General features: G+C 70.5%; 19 protein-coding genes. 6 read left to right on the top strand and 13 right to left on the bottom strand.

The annotated features are described in order from the left end of the window. Positions 1 to 169 precede the first annotated feature (169 nt). The 3 genes from hpt to dacB are packed head-to-tail and all read right to left on the bottom strand — an operon-like array spanning position 170 to position 3,177. Positions 170 to 724, bottom strand: coding sequence for a hypoxanthine phosphoribosyltransferase (gene hpt / locus JS278_RS03285; RefSeq protein WP_114043950.1), 555 nt, complete (start codon positions 722 to 724; stop codon positions 170 to 172). A gap of 54 nt (positions 725 to 778) precedes the next feature. Beyond that, positions 779 to 1,756, bottom strand: a complete 978-nt coding sequence (gene tilS, locus JS278_RS03280) for a tRNA lysidine(34) synthetase TilS (protein WP_114046087.1) — start codon at positions 1,754 to 1,756, stop codon at positions 779 to 781. Beyond that, a complete protein-coding gene (dacB, locus tag JS278_RS03275; RefSeq protein ID WP_114043949.1) occupies positions 1,756 to 3,177 on the bottom strand; it encodes a D-alanyl-D-alanine carboxypeptidase/D-alanyl-D-alanine endopeptidase in 1,422 nt (473 codons plus the stop codon). The genes tilS and dacB overlap by 1 nt, the downstream gene beginning before the upstream one ends. A gap of 70 nt (positions 3,178 to 3,247) precedes the next feature. On the opposite strand from dacB, the gene JS278_RS03270 reads away from it, so the two are divergent. Continuing rightward, entirely contained in the window at positions 3,248 to 3,808 is a 561-nt protein-coding gene (locus JS278_RS03270; protein ID WP_425451462.1) for an inorganic diphosphatase, read from the top strand. Positions 3,809 to 3,920: 112 nt separating this feature from the next. Continuing rightward, on the top strand, positions 3,921 to 4,931 hold the full coding sequence (locus tag JS278_RS03265) for a TRM11 family SAM-dependent methyltransferase (RefSeq protein ID WP_114043948.1): 1,011 nt from the start codon (positions 3,921 to 3,923) through the stop codon (positions 4,929 to 4,931). Positions 4,932 to 5,024: 93 nt separating this feature from the next. On the opposite strand, the gene JS278_RS03260 is transcribed toward JS278_RS03265, so the two are convergent. Then, on the bottom strand, positions 5,025 to 6,023 hold the full coding sequence (locus JS278_RS03260) for an acetylxylan esterase (protein WP_114043947.1): 999 nt from the start codon (positions 6,021 to 6,023) through the stop codon (positions 5,025 to 5,027). A 43-nt stretch (positions 6,024 to 6,066) separates the two neighbouring features. On the opposite strand from JS278_RS03260, the gene JS278_RS03255 reads away from it, so the two are divergent. Then, a complete protein-coding gene (locus JS278_RS03255) occupies positions 6,067 to 6,552 on the top strand; it encodes a SixA phosphatase family protein (protein ID WP_114043946.1) in 486 nt (161 codons plus the stop codon). 34 nt (positions 6,553 to 6,586) lie between these two features. On the opposite strand, the gene JS278_RS03250 is transcribed toward JS278_RS03255, so the two are convergent. After that, a complete protein-coding gene (locus tag JS278_RS03250; RefSeq protein ID WP_147243139.1) occupies positions 6,587 to 7,435 on the bottom strand; it encodes a hypothetical protein in 849 nt (282 codons plus the stop codon). Between the two features lie 241 nt (positions 7,436 to 7,676). Here JS278_RS03250 and JS278_RS03245 point away from each other — a divergent pair, with 241 nt between their 5' ends. From JS278_RS03245 to JS278_RS03235, 3 genes are all read left to right on the top strand, one after another. Further along, positions 7,677 to 8,651, top strand: coding sequence for a hypothetical protein (locus JS278_RS03245; protein WP_147243138.1), 975 nt, complete (start codon positions 7,677 to 7,679; stop codon positions 8,649 to 8,651). A gap of 181 nt (positions 8,652 to 8,832) precedes the next feature. Beyond that, the gene (locus tag JS278_RS03240; protein WP_114043943.1) at positions 8,833 to 10,206 is read left to right on the top strand and encodes an ammonium transporter; all 1,374 of its coding nucleotides are present in this window, start codon (positions 8,833 to 8,835) and stop codon (positions 10,204 to 10,206) included. Next, positions 10,203 to 10,541 (top strand): P-II family nitrogen regulator, encoded by a 339-nt coding sequence (locus JS278_RS03235; protein ID WP_114043942.1) that lies wholly within the window; start codon positions 10,203 to 10,205, stop codon positions 10,539 to 10,541. The genes JS278_RS03240 and JS278_RS03235 overlap by 4 nt, the downstream gene beginning before the upstream one ends. Before the next feature lie 244 nt (positions 10,542 to 10,785). Here JS278_RS03235 and JS278_RS03230 read toward each other — a convergent pair whose 3' ends face one another. The 8 genes from JS278_RS03230 to JS278_RS03195 all read right to left on the bottom strand — a co-directional run bounded on the left by JS278_RS03230 (position 10,786) and on the right by JS278_RS03195 (position 18,096). After that, positions 10,786 to 11,445 (bottom strand): vWA domain-containing protein, encoded by a 660-nt coding sequence (locus JS278_RS03230; RefSeq protein ID WP_114043941.1) that lies wholly within the window; start codon positions 11,443 to 11,445, stop codon positions 10,786 to 10,788. A 16-nt stretch (positions 11,446 to 11,461) separates the two neighbouring features. Then, positions 11,462 to 11,827 (bottom strand): hypothetical protein, encoded by a 366-nt coding sequence (locus JS278_RS03225; RefSeq protein WP_114043940.1) that lies wholly within the window; start codon positions 11,825 to 11,827, stop codon positions 11,462 to 11,464. 91 nt (positions 11,828 to 11,918) lie between these two features. Then, positions 11,919 to 12,743: a serine hydrolase gene (locus JS278_RS03220; protein WP_114043939.1), complete on the bottom strand. Its 825-nt coding sequence runs from the start codon at positions 12,741 to 12,743 to the stop codon at positions 11,919 to 11,921. Continuing rightward, positions 12,740 to 13,834 carry a C45 family autoproteolytic acyltransferase/hydrolase gene (locus JS278_RS03215; protein ID WP_114043938.1) on the bottom strand — a complete coding sequence of 365 codons (1,095 nt, stop codon included), beginning with the start codon at positions 13,832 to 13,834 and terminating at the stop codon, positions 12,740 to 12,742. The genes JS278_RS03220 and JS278_RS03215 overlap by 4 nt, the downstream gene beginning before the upstream one ends. Then, a complete protein-coding gene (locus JS278_RS03210) occupies positions 13,831 to 14,733 on the bottom strand; it encodes a serine hydrolase (RefSeq protein ID WP_114043937.1) in 903 nt (300 codons plus the stop codon). Before JS278_RS03210 ends, JS278_RS03215 begins: the two co-directional genes overlap by 4 nt. Positions 14,734 to 14,891: 158 nt before the next feature. Next, entirely contained in the window at positions 14,892 to 15,359 is a 468-nt protein-coding gene (locus tag JS278_RS03205; protein WP_114043936.1) for an Lrp/AsnC family transcriptional regulator, read from the bottom strand. Further along, on the bottom strand, positions 15,359 to 16,441 hold the full coding sequence (locus JS278_RS03200) for a S66 peptidase family protein (RefSeq protein ID WP_114043935.1): 1,083 nt from the start codon (positions 16,439 to 16,441) through the stop codon (positions 15,359 to 15,361). Before JS278_RS03200 ends, JS278_RS03205 begins: the two co-directional genes overlap by 1 nt. Continuing rightward, on the bottom strand, positions 16,438 to 18,096 hold the full coding sequence (locus tag JS278_RS03195) for an ATP-binding cassette domain-containing protein (RefSeq protein WP_114043934.1): 1,659 nt from the start codon (positions 18,094 to 18,096) through the stop codon (positions 16,438 to 16,440). Before JS278_RS03195 ends, JS278_RS03200 begins: the two co-directional genes overlap by 4 nt.

The raw sequence follows: 18,096 nt of genomic DNA, 5'->3' as shown, positions 1-18,096 counted from the left end.
CCTAGAGCCGGGACGGTGAGGGTCAGCCACTGACCTTACCAGCGCCGCCCCAGCTCCTCCGCCCGACCTGCGCCCGGGTTCGCGACCGGCATGTGCCGCCGCCTCCCCGAAGCCCCTGCCCCTTCTGACCTGCCCGCCTCCGTCACGGCTACGGAGGCGGGCGATGGCGTCAGGCCTCGTAGACCTCGTGCCTGAGGGTCGCGACGTCGGTGAGGTTGCGGTAGCGCCCGGCGTAGTCGAGGCCGTATCCGACGACGAACTCGTCGGGGATGTCGTAGCCGACGTACTTGACGTCGACCGCGGAGCCGGCCGCCTCCGGCTTGCGGAACATCGCCATGATCTCCAGGCTGGCGGGGTTGCGGGTGCGCAGGTTCTGCACCAGGTAGGAGAGCGTCAGCCCGGTGTCGATGATGTCCTCGACGATGAGGACGTCACGGCCATCGATGTCGGTGGTGAGGTCCTTGAGGATCCGCACCACGCCGCTGGACTTCGTGCCGGCCCCGTAGGAGGACACCGCCATCCAGTCCATCTGGCAGTGGCTGGTCATCGCGCGGCACAGGTCGGCCATCGTCATCACCGCGCCGTTGAGCACGCCGACCAGCAGTGGGTCGCGGCCCTTGTAGTCCCGGTCGATGGCGGCGGCCATCTCGTCGATCCGGCCCGCCACCTCCTCCTGGGTGTAGAGAACTCGTTCCAGGTCGTCTGACAGATCAGCAGCTCGCACGGCGGCAGCCTACCCGCCTCGGGCACCCCGGGTCGCGGGTGGTCGGAGGTGGCCTCAGCGCGTGGGAGCGGCCACCACCAGAACGAGCTGGCGACCCCGGCGCTCCACCCGGGCGCCGGGAAGATCGACCCCCCGGCCGCCCTCGGACCGGCACAGTCCGCGGACCGACTCCACATGGGCGAAGGAGGCATCCACGCCCGCCCCGGCCAGCCAGGCCTTCACCACCCGGCGCGACAGGCCGGTCGGCGCCGCGGCGAGCGGCTGCAGGGGAAGGTGGCCGGTATCGGCCCCCTGCGACTCGAGCCAGTCGCCGGTGATCGCGTCGAGGATCTCCTCGTCCCCCTGGAGGAGGGACGCCGTGCGGGCCAGCGCCTCGGCGATGCCCGGTCCCAGGCCGCGCTCCAGCATCGGCATCGTCTCCCGGCGCACCCGGGAGCGCAGGAAGGCGGGGTCGGCGTTCTGCGGATCCTGCCACGGCGTCACACCCCATTCCCGGCAGGCGGCCCGCGTGGTGGCCCGGCGCACCCCCAGCAGCGGGTGCCAGAACCTGCCGGCCCGAGGCCTGATCCCGGCGAGACTCGCCGTCCCCGATCCCCTGGCCAGCCCCAGCAGCACCGTCTCGGCCTGATCGTCGAGTGTGTGGCCCAGCAGCACCGGATCGGCGCCGGCGACCTGCGACAGGGCGGCGCGCCGGGCAGTACGGGCGGCGGCCTCCGGTCCACACTCGAAGGACTGTCCGTCGCGGCCGCCGGGGATGTCCACGGTCACCACCCGGGCCTCGATGCCCCGCTCGGTCACCGTCTCCGCGGCCTCGGCCGCCACCTGCGCGGATCCCTCCTGGAGCTGGTGGTCGACGACCACCGCGATGAGCGTCGTGCCGGTTCGCCGGGCCGCCCACCGGGCGCCCAGTGCCAGGGCCAGGGAATCGGGGCCTCCGGAGCATCCGACGACCGCCCGGGGCACGCCGTCGATCATCCGGGCCACCGCCCGCGAGACCTCCAGGGCGTGCGGGCCGAGCTCCTTGCGGGCCATCAGCACCCGCAGGAGGCGACCGCCGACCAGGCGGCGTCCAGCCAGGTGTGGGAGGCCGAGTCGTCGGCGGAGTTGTTGAGCAGGAAGGCCTGGACGATGACCCGTCCGTCCGCGGTGCGGATCCATCCCGACAGGGAGGACACCCCGGTCAGGGTGCCGGTCTTCGCGTGGACGACGCCGCGCCCCGCGACGTCGGCGGCGTCCCCGAAGCGGCTGGCCAGCGAGCCGGAGACCTGGGCCACCGGCACGGCGTCGGCGATCGGCTGGAGTCTCCGGGTGGTCAGCGCCGCCCGCCACGCCTTCTCCAGCATGGTGGCGCTCACCCGGTTGCCGCGCGACAGGCCGGAGGTGTCCTGCAGCACCGCCCCCTGCTGCCAGGCGCCCAGCCTGGTGAGCTGGGCCTGCACAGTGGCGGTGGCGCCGGCGAAGCTGCCCGGCTTCCCGGCGGCCAGCGCGGCCTGGCGGCCCAGCACCTCGGTGGCCGAGTTGTCGGAGTGCAGCAGCGCCGTCTTCAGCAGCGTCTCCACCGGGGCGGACTCCACCCTGGCCAGTTCGGCGGCCGAGGTGGGCGCCTTCTTCGCCGCCGGGGTGCCGGTGACAGTGATCCCGGCAGCCTTCAGCTGGGTGGCGAAAGTGGTGGCGGCCTGCAGGGAGGGAGTCGTCGACCTGGTCGCGGAACCGTCGGCCATCCCCTCATTCGCCCACAGCGCGCTGATATGGGTCACCTGATCGGCGTAGCCGGCAGGCCAGGCCGTGCTCCACGTGTCGGCGGTGAACAGCGAGTCGTCGTAGTCGAGGGTCACTGAGGTGAGGCCGTTCTTCTTGAGGGCCGCCGTGGTCCTCCTGGCCAGATCCTGGGTGGAGGCGAACTCGGGATTCGTCGTCGACGGGGTGGCCTGCAGATACGGGTCTCCCCCGCCGACCAGGGTGATCGTCGAGGCCGCGTCCGCGGATCTCACGACCTTCGTCGCGAAGGTCGTGCCGGCATCGACGACGTTGAGCAGGGAGATGCCGGTGAGCACCTTGAGGTTGGAGGCCGGCGTCAGAAGGGCGTCGGCGTTCTTCGAGTACAGCTGGGTGCCGGTGGCCAGGTCGACACTGGCGGCCCCCAGGGTGCCCGGCTGCGCGGTGGGAACGGCCGCGATCCTCGACGCCACCGCGGCCGGGTTCGCCGGCGTCGACGAGTTGGCTGCCGGAGTGGCCGCCGCGACGACGCCGCGCCCGCCCGGGCCCCCCGCCGCCGGGGTCGGGGAGTACAGGGATGAGGGGATCGTCGAGGCTCCTTCGTCGCGGAGCACACCTGACGCCGTGAGCATAGACTTGCCCCACACCGCACCAACTCCAGCGATCACCGCGAGGACGAGTGCAAGAATCAAGAACCGTAAGGGTTGGGACCCTCGCCGACGATGTCTGTCTGCCACTGGGCCCCTCCTCTGAACCGGATATACAGTGTCCGCCATCCGCGCGTCCAAACACAAGAGAGGGTCGACAGTGACCGACGACTTCCAGAATCTGCTCAACGTCACAACGCCCGAGGGCATGACGTTCGACGTCACGATCGAGATCCCCCGCGGAACCAAGAACAAGTACGAGATGGATCACGAGACCGGACGGATCCGTCTCGACCGGACGCTGTTCACCTCGACCCAGTACCCTTACGACTACGGATTCATCGAGGGCACCCTCGGTGAGGACGGCGACCCCCTCGACGCGATGGTGCTGCTCCAGGAGCCCACCTTCCCCGGATGCCTCATCGAGTGCCGGGCGATCGCCATGTTCCAGATGCAGGACGAGATGGGCGGCGACGACAAGGTGCTGTGCGTGGCCACCGCCGACCACCGCCGCGACTACCTGCGCGACATCGACGACGTCGGCAACCTCATGCTGATGGAGATCGAGCACTTCTTCACCGTCTACAAGGACCTGGAGCCCGGGAAGTCGGTCGAGGGCGCCACCTGGACCGGGCGCATCCCCGCCGAGGCCGAGATCAACTCCTCATTCGACCGGGCCAAGGACACCCCCTTCGAGCACCACCACGTGAACCTCGCATAACTCTCCAGAGGGGGCGGACGACCGCCGAACTCCCGATCCCGTTCTTCCGACCCGAGCGAAGGCTGCGAAAGGCGCTCGGACCCGGAAGGCCGGCGCGTGGAAGAATGCTCGGGTGCCCACCTGCCTGGTCCTGCTGGCCCCGTCCGCCAACCACGTCTACGCCGGAGAGGCTCCGGAACTGTCGGCGGCCGAGATCTCCCTCACCTGCCCGGGCGTCCAGGACGTCCGGCAGGTCGCCGTGGCCGGGATCGACTACCTCGAACTCGACGTCGACGACCTCTCCCAGAACCGCCTGGAGGCCCTGTCCCGGGCCTCGGCGTCGATGGCCTGCTTCATCCGCGAGGGCGAGTTGCTGCGCCCCGTCGCCCTGCCCGCCACCGACGTCGTCGACGACGACCTGGTGACCATCCCGAAGTATCAGGGCAAGACCAATGAGCAGTTCACCCGGCTGCTGCTCAATGTCACCCTGGCGTCCCTCCAGGGCTCCCCGGCCGCCCGCCGCGACACCGGTGAACGGCTGTCGGTGCTCGACCCGATGTGCGGCCGGGGCACCACGCTGACCACCTGCTGGCTGGCCGGGCACAACGGCTTCGGGGTCGAGGACGACGCCAGGGCCGTCGAGGCGATGGCCGCCCACCTGTCCACCTGGCTGCGCCGCAAGCGCCTCAAGCACACCGCCCGCACCTCCAAGGTCCGCCGCGAGGGACGCGCCATCGGCCGACGCTTCGACGCCGAACTGCGCCTGCCCGGAGCAGAGCCCCTGAGCATCGGCGTGTTCACCGGCGACACCCGCGACTCGGGCTCGCTGTGGGGCCGCAGGACCTTCGACGCCATCGTCACCGACGCCCCCTACGGCGTCGTCCACGGCTCCCACACCGGAGGAGGGAAGGACCGCTCCCCCGCCGCACTGCTCGCCGAGGCCCTCCCCGTCTGGGCCGGCCAGCTCCGACGCGGCGGCACCCTCGGCCTGTCCTGGAACACCCACGGCCTGTCGCGGGAGGACCTGCTCGATCTCCTCGGGGAGGCAGGGCTGGAGCCACTCGACGGGCCGGCGTGGTCGCACTTCTCGCATCGGGTGGACTCCTCCATCCAGCGCGACCTGGCCGTCGCCGTGAAGCCCTGATCCGCCGGCGCTGCGCGGATCACTCGCTGGAAGGCGCATTTCGAACGATCCTGACAGAAACCCGGGCTCCAGCTAGCAGAATGCGCGCTGTCCTCAGAACATCTGCGCCAGCAGCCCCAGCTGATTCCAGGTCTGCACCTCCTCACCGGCGGCGTGACCGGCGAAGGGGTAGACATTGATGTCCTTGAGCACCCCGGGGGTCCGTTCGCCCCAGTGGTTGTAGGCCGCCCAGGCGGTCGACGGCGGGCAGACCGGGTCCATCATCGCCACCGAGAACAACGCCCTGGTGCGTGCCCGCGCGGCGAAATGCACCACGTCGAACATTCCCAGGGTCCCGAAGGCGCGGCCCACCAGCCCCGGATGGGCGTGCAGATAGGAGACCACCTCCAGGTACGGGCCGCCGGAGGCCAGGTCCACGCTGCGCCGGATGCAGGACAGGAAGGGCGAATCCACACATGCCGCCCGCAACCCGATCCCCCGCATCGCCGCGAGTCCCGCGACCGCGGCGGACTGCGCCCCGCCCTGGCTGTGGCCCACCAGCGCCACCCGGTCGGGATCGGCGACGTCCAGGCTCCTGGCCACCTGGAGTCCGCGGAAGGCGTCGGTGTAGAGCCTTCGGAAGTAGTGGCGGGCCGGGTCGCCGAGATGCGGGGTCATCCATCCGGGGGCGCCCGATCCCCCTCCCCACGGTCCGTCGTCCGGGGCGTTCTCGACGATATTGGGGCGGGCCCAGCCCTGACCGCGCGGATCGATCACCAGGTGGGCGTAACCGGCCGCCGCGAAGGGTGTCGAGAAGGGCAGGCCCCGCGACGAGCTGTACCCCTTGTAGGTGACGACCACGGGCAGCGGGCCCGTCACCCCGGCCGGGACGTGGAGCCAGGCGGAGACCGGGCTGCCCAGGTATCCGGCGTAGCGCAGGTCCCAGGTCCGCACCGTGCGCTGGCGGTTGTCGAAGGGGGTGGCCACGACGTCCAGCCCGATCTCCTCGTGCCGGTCCAGGGTGGTCATCCAGAACTCGTCGAAGTCGTCGGGCTCGGGAATCTCCGGGCAGAAGTCACGGGCCTCGTCGAGGGACAGGTCTGTCAGTGGCATGAGCAGAGTCTATTTGCCGGCCCCGGATGGTAAGCATGTCCCCATGCACACCTTGTTCCTGCTGCGACATGCGCAGCCCGCGAACATCGCCGCCGGTGGCGGCACGGACGCCGACCGCCCACTCACCGCCCTGGGGAGGCGTCAGGCCGAGCTGGTCGGCGAGCGACTGAGACTGCGGGGCGTGGGCCTGGCCCTCTGCTCATCGGCGCTGCGCACCCGGCAGACCTTCGAATCCACCGGGCTGGACTGCCCGGCGGAGGTGATGGACATCCTCTACCACGGCGGTGTGCAGTCGATGCGCCAGCGGATCTCGGAGGTCGAGGAGCAGATCGCCACCCTGTTGGTGGTGGGCCACGCCCCCACCATCCCGGCCCTGGCCGGGCAGCTGTCGGACGACTCGGACGACGCCGGCCAGATCGGCTCCTGGTATCCCCCGGCCACCCTCACCGAGATCGCGGTCGGGGGCCCCTGGGCGGATCTGGCAGAGGACGACTCGACCGGTGTGCTGCGGGGGATCCAGCGGCCCTGAATGCTTCCTGGGGGCAGGCGACGAGGCGGACCGATCAGGCCCGGCCCGGGGTCGCGGACCCCGGCCACACCTGCCCGACCATGGACCCCGCAGGAGCGGAACCGGCCGAGGTCATCGCTCCACCGAGCATCCACCACACGACGATGCCCAGGATCATGAAGGTCAGGATCAGCACGAGGATGAAGACCACCATCCATGCCCGGTTGCGCGGCTTGCGGCTGTGCGGTCCGGGAGGGTCGTCGGAGGCCGATTCAGGGCTCGGGGGCGGGGTGAACACCGGATTCTGGAGGGGTCCCTGACGTCGCATGTCACGGCTGCGCTCCACCTCCGGATCGCGGAACCAGGCAGACGGGAGGGACGGGTCCCCCTGAGCCTCGGCGCCACCGGTCCTGGGCGGCGCGGGGGTGGCGGTCACCGGTTTCTGGCCGGGTTGGGGCCGCCTTCGGGTCGGCATCGCCGCCGGGGGCTGGGACGCCTGGGGCTGAGACGCCTGGGGTCGGGGCCGGCCCGCGGACGGGAGCACCTGGGTCGCGTCGCCCTCCGGCGAGCCTCCCGACGCTGTGCCGTCCTGCGGCTGGATCGGACGCCAGATTCCGGCCCCGGACCCGCCGGGGCGGTCGCCCGATTCGCCGGGGCGGGTCCGGGAATCGCCGGGACTCCGACCGGAGCGTCCGCCCTGGGGCATCGGCCGGACCATCGTGGCATCGGGATCCGAGGGCACTGGGCCGGAAAAATCGGGGCGAGAAGAGTCGGGTCGGGGCGCCAGGGAGGGCATCACCCGGGTGACGGCGTTCTCATCGGTGGGCTGCTCGGGTGGACGCCGGGAGGCCCGCGGCACCGAGGAGTACCTGTTGTTCCCCAGCGCGGGATTGGTCAGACGCACCGCCCCAGACATCCGCAGGTCAAGGGCGCATCTGGGGCAGGTCGTCTCCTGGGACCCCACCCGGGCTCCGCATCGTGCGCAGAACACCGCCGACAACACCTCTTTCCCACCTGTGCATGTTCACATCTGACTCTGTCATGGCCATGGTTGCCCATAGCCCCGTTCAGTAATCCAGAATATAGGGAGCCCCGAACCGGGCTGACCATGTTCTGCTCCACGCCAACCATCTCCAGGAGGCCGCATGCCCACCACTGCCGCAGGGGCAGGTGCACGTCGTCGCGCACTACTGATCGCAGTGGCTGTTGTGGTGGTGGTCGCGCTGGTGATGGCGATCCGCCTGGCCAGATCGAGCTCCTCCGGCTCGGGGGCCCCCACCCCCTCGGGCACCGTCGCCGCGGGCTCCGGGACGGCGCGATGGAGCACACCGGCCTCGAGCCCGCCGACCGCCGGTCAGACCCCTTCGGGCTCCATCTCCCCGGTCCCCGCGCCGGCCGCCGCCACCTCCGCGGTCGCCTCCGCAGAACGGAGCAGCGGTGCCCGGCTGGGTCTGTCCATGTCTCCGGTCGGCGCCTCCTCCTCGACCTCCCAACCCTGGACGGCCGGAATCATGACCGGTGGGCCCGCCTGGTCGACGATCAAGATCCCGATCGTGCTGGCGAACCTGCGCGCAGGCACTGCGACCGGCACCGACTCGACGGTGCGGGCCGCGCTCACCCGGTCCGACAACGAGGCTGCCGAGAACCTCACCCGCCGCCTCGGGGCTGACGCCCAGGCTGCCCGGGCGGTGGGCGCCGAACTGGCCCGCCACCACGACACCCGGACCCGCCCGGCCACCACGACCGACCGACCCGACTTCTCGGTGCTGGGTCAGACGATGTGGTCGCTGCCCGACCAGACTGCCTTCATGGCATCGATGGCGTGTACCGCCGACGCCGCACCGGTGCGGACCCTGATGGGCCAGGTGGCCTCCGACCAGCGCTGGGGGCTCGGCACTCTCGCCGGATCCCGCTTCAAGGGCGGCTGGGGCCCCGGCATCGACGGTCGCTATCTGGTGCGCCAGACCGGGATCATCACTGTGGGGAAGAACCAGTACGCCGTCTCCATGGAGGCGGTGGCCTCCGACGGCAGCTTCGCCGGCGGCACCGCCGCACTGGATCGTCTCTCCGCCCGGCTGCCCGGCGTCGCGAAGGGGATGGCCGGCGGGCATTGCTCGTGACCCCGCCCTCCGGGATCACCCCCGCCTGCGTGCGAGTCAGGGTGAAATCGCTGGTTAGAGCCTCGTTGTAACGGGCTCGAAATCGCCTCGACACAGGGCTGGAACACCAGGCGGGATTCTGTCACCTGCCGGTAACGCCAGCCCAACAGTGCTGCAATCCGGGTCATCCAGGATGTGACCCATGACACCACTCCTTGAGATCAATGCGGGCGACACCGCCTGGGTGCTCGCCAGTGCCTCACTCGTACTTCTCATGACACCGGCCCTGGCCTTCTTCTACGGAGGAATGGTCCGGGCCAAGGGCGTCCTCAACATGGTGATGATGACGGTCATCCCGATGGCAACGGTCGCCGTCCTGTGGATTCTCTTCGGATTCTCCGCGGTCTTCGGCGACTCCAAGGGGTTCATCGGCAACCCCTTCCAGTACATGGGGATGCACGGGGTGATCGGCCAGGAGGTCGGCACGATCCCGATGTTCGTCTTCGCCGCCTTCCAGTCGGCCTTCGCCATCATCGCCGTGGCGCTGGTGGCCGGCACCGCCGCGGATCGCATGAAGTTCTCCTCCTGGGTCGTCTTCAGTGCCGCGTGGGGCATCCTGTGCTACTTCCCGGCGGCCAACTGGGTCTTCGGCACCGGCTGGATCCTCAACAAGATGCATGCCGTCGACTTCGCCGGTGGCACCGCGATCCACATCAATGCGGGCGCCGGGGCCCTGGCCCTGGCCCTCGTCCTCGGCAAGCGGATCGGATTCGGCTCCAAGCCGATGCGCCCCCACAACACCACCTACGTGATGCTCGGGGCGGGCCTGCTCTGGTTCGGCTGGTTCGGCTTCAACGCGGGTTCGGCCCTGGGCGCCAATGAGGTGGCCGGATACGCGTGGATCAACACCCTGGTCGGTGCCGCCACCGCCCTTCTCGGCTGGATCATCGTGGAGCGGATCCGCGACGGCCACCCCACCTCCCTGGGCGCCGCGTCCGGCATCGTCGCGGGCCTGGTCGGCATCACCCCGGCCTGCGCCGCGGTGTCCCCGCTCGGAGCCTGCATCGTCGGCTTCGCCTGCGGCGTCTGCTGCGCCCTGGCCGTGGGCCTCAAGTACCGCTTCGGCTATGACGACTCGCTGGACGTCGTCGGCGTCCACATGGTCGGCGGCTTCGTCGGCACCGTGCTCATCGGCCTGGTCGCCGACAAGAACTACCTGGCCCTGGGCCACTCGGCCGCGCTGGAGGCCAACGGTTACGGCCTCCTCTACGGTGGCGGCGCGAAGCTCCTCGGCGTCCAGCTGGTCTGCGCCCTGGCCGTGATGGCCTACAGCTTCATCGTGAGCTTCCTCATCGCCTGGGTGATCAAGAAGACGATGGGTATCCGGATCTCCACCAAGGACGAGCTCACCGGGATCGACCTCATCGAGCACGCGGAGGCCGGCTACGATCTCTCCAACGTCCGCTACACCTCCTACCGGATCCGCGATTCGCTGGTGCTGCCGGCGTCTCCGCAGAGCCCCGCCGTGCCCGCCGCCCCCGCCGATGATTCCGACAAGACGGGAGCCAAAGCATGAAGCTCATCACGGCGATCGTTCAGCAGTCCGCCCTCGACAACATCCAGATCGCACTGGCACAGCACGGAATCGCCGGAATGACGATCTCCGAGGCCAGCGGGTACGCCCGGCAGCGCGGGCATGTCGAGGTCTACCGGGGAGCCGAGTACACCATCGACTTCGTCGAGAAGGTCCGCATCGAGATCCTCAGCACCGACGACGAGTACCAGCCCATCACCAAGGTCATCTGCGATGCCGCCCGGACCGGAGATATCGGAGACGGCAAGGTGTGGATCACCCCCGTCGACGACGTCATCCGGATCCGGACCGACGAGCGGGGGGTCAAGGCCATCTGACCCGGCGCCGGCCGACGTGAACCGTCGGCCGGCGCCGTCCGCGTCCCGTCCGACGCCCATGATCGCCCGTCCCGTCGCAGTGAATGGGGCTCTGCAGACCAGAACCCCCGCGTGGTGTCACACTGCCGGCGGGGCGGGTTCCCCCTGTCTTCCCTGGGCAGTGCCCGTGGGCGGAGCCCCTCAGCGAAGCATTGGCGGATCGGGTGGCGAGTTCGCCACCCGATCCACCAATGCCTCGTCCGGCTCAGTCGGTACCGCCCGCGGCGTTCCGCTGACTCTGGGTGTAGGCCCCGGCAGTCCGCGCGTCGTCGATGTCCAGACCGGCCAGGCGCGCGGCACGGATCCGCGAGACGCTGGCCGAGTAGCCCGTCATCGCCTCCTGGGAGTGCCCCGGGGAGTAGGTCATCGAGCGGTCGGCGTCGATCCCCAGCCCCGCCCCCACCTCGATGGCGTCCTGGTTGGCGCCCATGTAGGAGAAGGTCCAGGAGTAGTCGCGCTCCTGGCGCTCGATGAGGGCCTTGATCGCCGGATGGGTCCACTCCCGGCTGGCGTTCTCCAGGCCGTCGGTCATGATCCCGACGATGACGGTGCCCGGCCGCTTCTCCTCCGGCATCGCCGCCAGACCGGCGCCGACGTCGGTGATCAGCCTGCCGATCGAGTCGAGCAGAGCGGTCATCCCGCGGGGCCGCAGGTCCAGCTTCGGCACCTGATCCACCGGCCGGGACTCGTAGACCACCTCGTACCTGTCGTCGAACTGGGCCAGGGTGACGGTGCAGCGCCCGGGCTGGCGGGCCTGGTCGGCGACGAAGGCGTCGAACCCGCCCTCGATGTCGGACCGGATAGTCTCCATCGATCCGGACCGGTCGAGCAGGAAGGCGAGATGGGTGTAGGTCGGATCGGTCATGGCTGAACTCCTTCGCTCAGGTCCTGCGACGGGGGACGAAGCGCATCGTCCCTTCTCCCTCGGGCAGGTCGCCTCGGGAGAGATCGCGCTTGGCGAGCGTGATCTGATCGGCACCCACCCGCCCGGATTCGGCGTACCCGGAGAGCAGGCCGGTGCGGGCGAGCCTCGGATTCACCGAGTTGGGTGCCAGCCCGGCCGCCCTGGCCACCTCCCTCACAGAGCTCCCGGCGACCACCGCCTCGGCCATCGCCTCGGCGTGGGCCTCCTCGAGCAGATCCCGGGCCTCGGCGAGAGCCTCGACCAGGCCGAGAGGACCCTCGTTCTCCTCGGCCGCATTCAACGTCGCGATAACGTCGCGGACCAGGTCAGTGGATGACGACACGCTCCAGTATTGCGCAGATTCTGCACGTGTTCAATAGTTGCACACTCATGTCATCGCACATGACCCCGGAGACTCCCTCGGGGCCCAGGGGTCAGCCGGCCAACTCGGCCCGGATCGCCGCACCGGCGTCATGCATCGCCGCCAGCACCTCGTCGCGCGGATCATCCGCGCTCCGGTCCCAGTTGGCCAGCACCGCGTAGGCGATCCGCCTTCTCGGCGACATCACCACGCCGGTGTCGGCGCGCACCGAGCCGACCGTCCCGGTCTTGTTCCACAGCCAGATGTCGCGGTCGAAGAAGTAGTGCGCCAGCGGGTCCAGGCCGAAGGCCGAGGCCACCATCGACAGGTCCATACCCGCCCCCAGCCAGCGCTGAAGGGTGTCGCAGGAGGACGCCGACAGGTCCGCCCGGCTCACCAGACGGGTGCAGAACTGCACCAGCTCGGCCGCGGTGGCGTGCGAGAGGGTGCGCGGAGCGCCGGGCGGAATGGGCCAGCGGACCTGGTCGTCCAGCCCTGAGTGCCGGTAGCCCAGGGCCACGGTGTGGGCATGCACGGCGTCGATGCCGATCACCCGCAGCAGTGTGTTCGTGGCGGTGTTGTCGCTCACCGCGCCGATCAGTGCCGCGACGTCGTAGAGGCTCAACTCGTCGGCCTGCAGCAGGTACCACAGCCCCGAGTTGTCCATCCACTCCACCGGACGCCTGGTCACGGCGTCCTCCAGGCTGCGCCGGCCGTCGTCGACCTCGGCCAGCAGACGGTGCAGCAGGAAGATCTTCCCGACGCTGGCGGTGTCCTGAACCCGGTCGGGATCGAGTTCGAAGAGGGTCCGGCCGGAGTCGACGTCGACCGCCCGGGCGGACCATCGCACCCCTTCGACGCGGGTCAGGCGGGCCGCCACGTCCTGTGATCTGGTCATGCCGACATCCTCTCTCCAGCGGCGAAGGAACTCAGCACACCGCGCCAGGGCTCGCCGGCCCCCTGGACGAGGATCCGGTCGGACGCCGGATCCACGACCGTGCTGGTGAAGGTGTACAGATCCGGCTCGCGGTTCAGCACCCCGTCGGAGCGCAGCGCGGCCAGCACGTCCCCAGGCGCCTCCAGGCGCGGGGACGCCGTCTCCAGCGCGGCGAGGCGGGTACGGCTCTCCCCGGTCCAGCGGTCGTCGACCACCACACCGTCGCGTGCTCCGGCGCGCCGGGCCCCGATGAGACGCAGATGATTGGTGTGCCGCAGGGGTTCTCCGGACGGCGCAGCAGCGGTAGCGGTACCGGCAGTGGCCGAGGACACCCGCCCGGCCGCGTTCTCGATGATGTCGCCGCGACGTCCCGGGCCGTCGGCGACGTCGAAGGCGAAGCCGCCGGCGCAGGGGATATGCCGCAGTACCGCGCGGGCCCGGGCGCCGTCGGCCTGGCGCTGGGCGTGGCGGGCCACCAGGTGCCGGCCCGCGGCGGCGGTGTCGGCCCGGTGGACCGGCACGTGGTCCATGCCGAAGGTGAGCCCGGCCGAGGTGGTGACGAAGGAGTTGGCCGGCAGCATCCCGGGGTACCAGACCACGGTCATCGAGGGGTCCCCGTCGATCCGCAGGGTCACCAGTCGCACCAGTCCCGCGAGCCCGCCGTCGCCGTCCTCGTTGTGGCCCATCAGCAGCCCGGATCCGCCCGCCGTGCACAGGTCGGAGCATCCGGTGCCGTCGCGACCCAGATCACCGCGCAGGTTGAGCGCCCACAGCTCGGCCTCGGGGATTCCGGCCCCCTCGGCCAGCCAGCCCAGCTCGGCGGACTCGACGGGCAGCAGCCGACGGGTGGAGGCCACCACGGCGTCGAACGGGCGCCGACGGGAGGACTCGGCCCGCCCCACCAGTTCCCGCCAGGCGTCCGTCCCCCGCCAGGCGGCAATCGCCCCGGAGTGCTCGGCCCCCAGGGCGGTCATCACCTCGCGCCGCCCCCCGCTCAGCACGGTCCACTCCAGCCCCGAGACCGGCTCGCAGTGTGCCACCAGCGCGGTCATCGGCGCTCCCCCGTCACCTCGGCCGTCCGGCCCTCCAGCGGTGAGCCGTCACGGGCCACTCCCGTGATGTGGGCGCGGATCCGCTCTCCCGTCGCCCGCATCGCGTCGATCGCGACGGCCCGCAGATCGCCGTCCGCCTCGGACCAGTTGGCGGCCATCGCATAGGCGACGCGCCCGGCCGGCCCCGCAGCGTGGCCGACCTCGATCCTGGCGGTGCTCACCGATCCGGTCTTGTGGCGCAGCACGATCCCCTGGTACTCGGGAGCGACGTGGGCCAGCGGATCGAGCAGGAAGGAGTCGGCCAGCATCGAGGTGTCGGTGTCGGCCGCCAGCCAGGAGAGCACCTTGGAGCGCACCTCCTCCGGCAGCAGGTCGGCGCCCGGGGTGTCACCGGGACCCTCGCCGAGCCTCAGGGCAAGATCGGCCAGCTCGCGGGCGCAGCCGTAGGAGGTGGTCCACGGGAGGTCGGGGGTCCGTTCGTCGCGGATGTAGTCGAGCATGAGAGTGTCGTGGTAGCCGAGCCGCTCGGCGACCGCGTGGATCGCGTCCAGGCCGACCAGGTGGGCCAGGGCGTTGGTGGCCAGGTTGTCGCTCACCGCGCCGACCAGCAGAGCGGCGTCGGCGACCGTCAGGTGCTGGTCGAGCATCCGGTACAGCAGGCCGGAATCCTCCACCCGCAGCTCGTCGGGGATCTCGATCCGGTCGGTGGCGTCAAGGCTCCCGTCGACCAGACGGTTCGCCACCTCGACCAGGAGGAAGAGTTTGCCCACACTGGCCGTGCGGCACACCTGTTCGGGGGTGTGCTCGGCCAGCACATCCGGATCGGGCGCAGTGGTGGCGTCCAGTACCCGGATCGACCAGGTGATGCGGGGGTCCAGATTGGGCAGAACGACGGGCATTGGGGGTCCTCAGGTGGCGGTTCGACGGGCAGATTCTCACTCTAGAGCCACGCGGCGGACGGATTTCCCACTCAACAGCCATTTTCGGCCCGCTGCCGACGAGAACCCCCGTTGAGCGGGAAATTCGTCCGACGACCACCCCGAAATCGGCGCGGACCTCAACTCTCGGGCGTCATGGTGGTCACCGACCGCTCGAAATGGATGCGCAGCACCATCGTGGTGCGGGTACGGGTCCGCAGCGCCGCACGAATTCGGGAGAGGACGTGGTCCAGGGCCTGGGCGTCGGCCACTGAGAGCGTCACCAGGTGGGTGGCCTCCCCGGCCACCGACCAGCACGCGGTGACATCCTCGATCCCCTCGAGGATCCCGGGGACCTGCTCGTCCTCCTCGGGCTCGGCATAGATCTCGACGAAGGCCGACATCGGCCGGCCCACCGCAACAGGGTCCACCACAGCCCGGTAGCCGGTGATGACGCCGGCGTCCTCGAGTCTGCGTACCCGGGCCTGCACGGTGGAGACCGACATGCCGGTGGCCTCGGCCAGCGCAGACAGCTTCGCCCGCCCGTCGGCCGCCAGCACGGCGAGCAGGCGCCGGTCGGCCGAGTCGAGCCCCTCCCCCCTGGCCATCACGAGCCACCGGTTCCCACAGCCGCCGGCTCGCCGGCCCGAGCGACCCGCAGCTCCACGGTCGGGTCGGTGAGATCCAGGACGCCGGGGACGTTCAGCGGAATGCTCAGAGCATCCGGGTGGTGGCCGAATCCCTGCTGCCACAGCACCGGAATCCCCAGGCCGGACAGGTGGTCGGCCATCATGGCCCGGATCGGGCCCAGGTCCCCGCAGTCGGTCCATGATCCCAGCACGATGCCGTCGACACTCTCCAACCGGCCACTGCGCACCAGCTGGACCATGAACCCGTCCAGGTGGGAGATGTTCTCCCCGATGTCCTCCAGGAAGAGGATCTCCGGTGCCGAACCGGCCGGTGGCGGACCGGCCTCCACCACCCCGGCCTCCACCGCGCCGAGGGCACCCACGACCCGTGACAGGTTCCCGCCGCGGAAGACGCCGGCGGCCCTCCCGGGCGCCATCGCCTCGGCCTCCGGTCCCACGGCCCACCGCCCGCCCCAGGGTTCCAGTAGCCAGTGCCCCACGTCCTCGCGGATGATCTCCGAGTCGCGGAAGACGTCGTTTCCGACCATCGGGCAGAACAGCGTCGGCACTCCCAGGTGGAACCGGAGGGCTTCATGGATCGCGGTGGCGTCGCTGGATCCGGTGAACAGCTTCGGGCGCCCGTCCCGGCGCAGGGCGGCCCTTCGCATTGCCGGCCAGTCGATGCCGTCCAGCAGCCGCATCGCACCGTCGCCGCCGCGCACGCAGATCACCGCGGCGGCCTCGGGATCGGTCCAGGCGGCCACCAGATCGTCACGACGCTGCTCATCGGTGCCGGCCAGGAACTCGATCCGGTCGTTGCGGGCCAGGATGTGGGGCGCCGTCCGCACCCTCAGGCCGTACCCCTCCAGGTACCCGACCGCCCGCTCCACGCTCTCGGGGGTGCTGGGCGAGGAGGGCCCCACCAGGTGGACGACATCCCCGGCGGCCAGCGGCGCGGTGTCGAGGAACGCCGCACGCAGCGCGGCGTCGTCCACCCCGCCGCATCCTCCGACGACCCTCCCCCCGGTGCTCCCACCGACCGGCGGGGAGCCGGACGTCATGCGACCTCCTCGTCATGGATGCTCGGGGCGGCATCGAGAAGCGTTCGGGTGTACTCATCCCGAGGGCGCAGCAGGACCTCCTCTGTGGGCCCGTGCTCCACGATCCGCCCACGGTGCATCACGGCCACCGTGTCGGCGATGTTCCACGCGAGCCCCAGGTCGTGGGTGATCACCAGGGCCGACAGGCCCAGGCGCTCCCGCAGGGAGAGCAGCAGGGCCAGGATCTCGCCGCGCACCGAGGCGTCCAGGGAGGCCACCGGCTCGTCGGCCACCAGCACCTGAGGGCCGACCGCCAGGGCTCCGGCGATCACGACGCGCTGACGCTGGCCGCCCGACAGCTCCTGGGGAATGGCCCCCATGAATTTCTCGGGCGGGGTGAGCTCGGCGGCCCGCAGGCTCGCCGCGACCCGCTCACGTTCATCGCCCTGGTAGTGCTGGACGCGCAGCCCCTCGGCCACCGACTCGTAGACGCTGAGTTTCGGGTTGAGGGCGGCCGACGGGTCCTGGAGCACCATCTGGACCTCTTGCCGGAAGTCCCTCAGTTCCTTGCCCTTGTGAGGCAGGTTCCTGCCGCGGAAGGCGATGGTCGAGCCGTCGTCGGCGGACTGAAGGCCCAGCACCGTCCGGGCCAGGGTGGACTTCCCGGATCCGGACTGCCCCACCAGTGCGAGGATCTCCCCGGCGTGGATCTCCAGATCGACGTCGCGGACCGCACGCACCGTCGCCCTGCCGGTGCGGTAGGTGACGTTGAGACCCTTGGCCTCCAGCAGCACCTCGTCGGTCATCGCGTGACGCTCCTCGACCGGAGGGCGCGGCGGGAGCTCGTGGCGCGAGACCGGCTTCATCCGCGACGCCGGATCCCCGATGGTCGGGAAGGCGGAGGCCAGCTGCCGGGTGTAGGGCTCGCGCGGCTCCAGGCAGATCTGGTGGGAGCGCCCCACCTCGACCAGCTCGCCGTCCTTCATCACCGCGATCCGCGAGCATGCGGTGGCCAGCACCGAGAGGTCGTGGCTGATCATCATCAGCGAGATGCCTCGCTCGGTGACCAGCCCGTTGATCATGTCGAGGATCTGCTTCTGGACGATGACGTCCAGGGCCGTGGTGGGCTCGTCGGCGATGATGATGTCGGGCTCGCAGGCCAGGGCCATCGCGATCATGATGCGCTGGCGCTGGCCCCCCGACAGCTCGTGCGGGTAGGAGGAGGCCCTCTCGCGCGGCATGTCGACGACCGTCAGCAGCTCATCGACCCTCTCGGCCCGGGCCTTCTCGGTCTTCCACTTCTCGGAGACGTGGAGTTCGAGGGCCTCGGTGATCTGGCGTCCGACGGTGTGCACCGGGTTCAGCGAGTGCATGGCCCCCTGGAAGATGATGGAGGCCTCGGCCCAGCGCACCGCGCGGAGCCTGCCGAAGGACAGATCCGCGACGTCGGTCTCCCCGATGCGCACCGAGCCGGTCAGCGCGGCATTCTTCGGCAGCAGCCGCAGCACGCTCATCGCCAGGGTGGACTTCCCGGATCCCGACTCCCCGGCCACCCCGAGGGTGCCGCCGGCGGGCAGTTCCAGGGACACGTGGCGCACCGCCGGCACCTGGCCGCGGTCATGGCGGCCCGAGGTGGTGTAGGTGATGGAGACGTCATCGAAGATGAGATCGGGCAT

The organism is Acidipropionibacterium virtanenii, from assembly GCF_003325455.1.
Classification (GTDB): domain Bacteria; phylum Actinomycetota; class Actinomycetes; order Propionibacteriales; family Propionibacteriaceae; genus Acidipropionibacterium; species Acidipropionibacterium virtanenii.
This window is presented reverse-complemented; position numbering and strand designations above follow the sequence as displayed.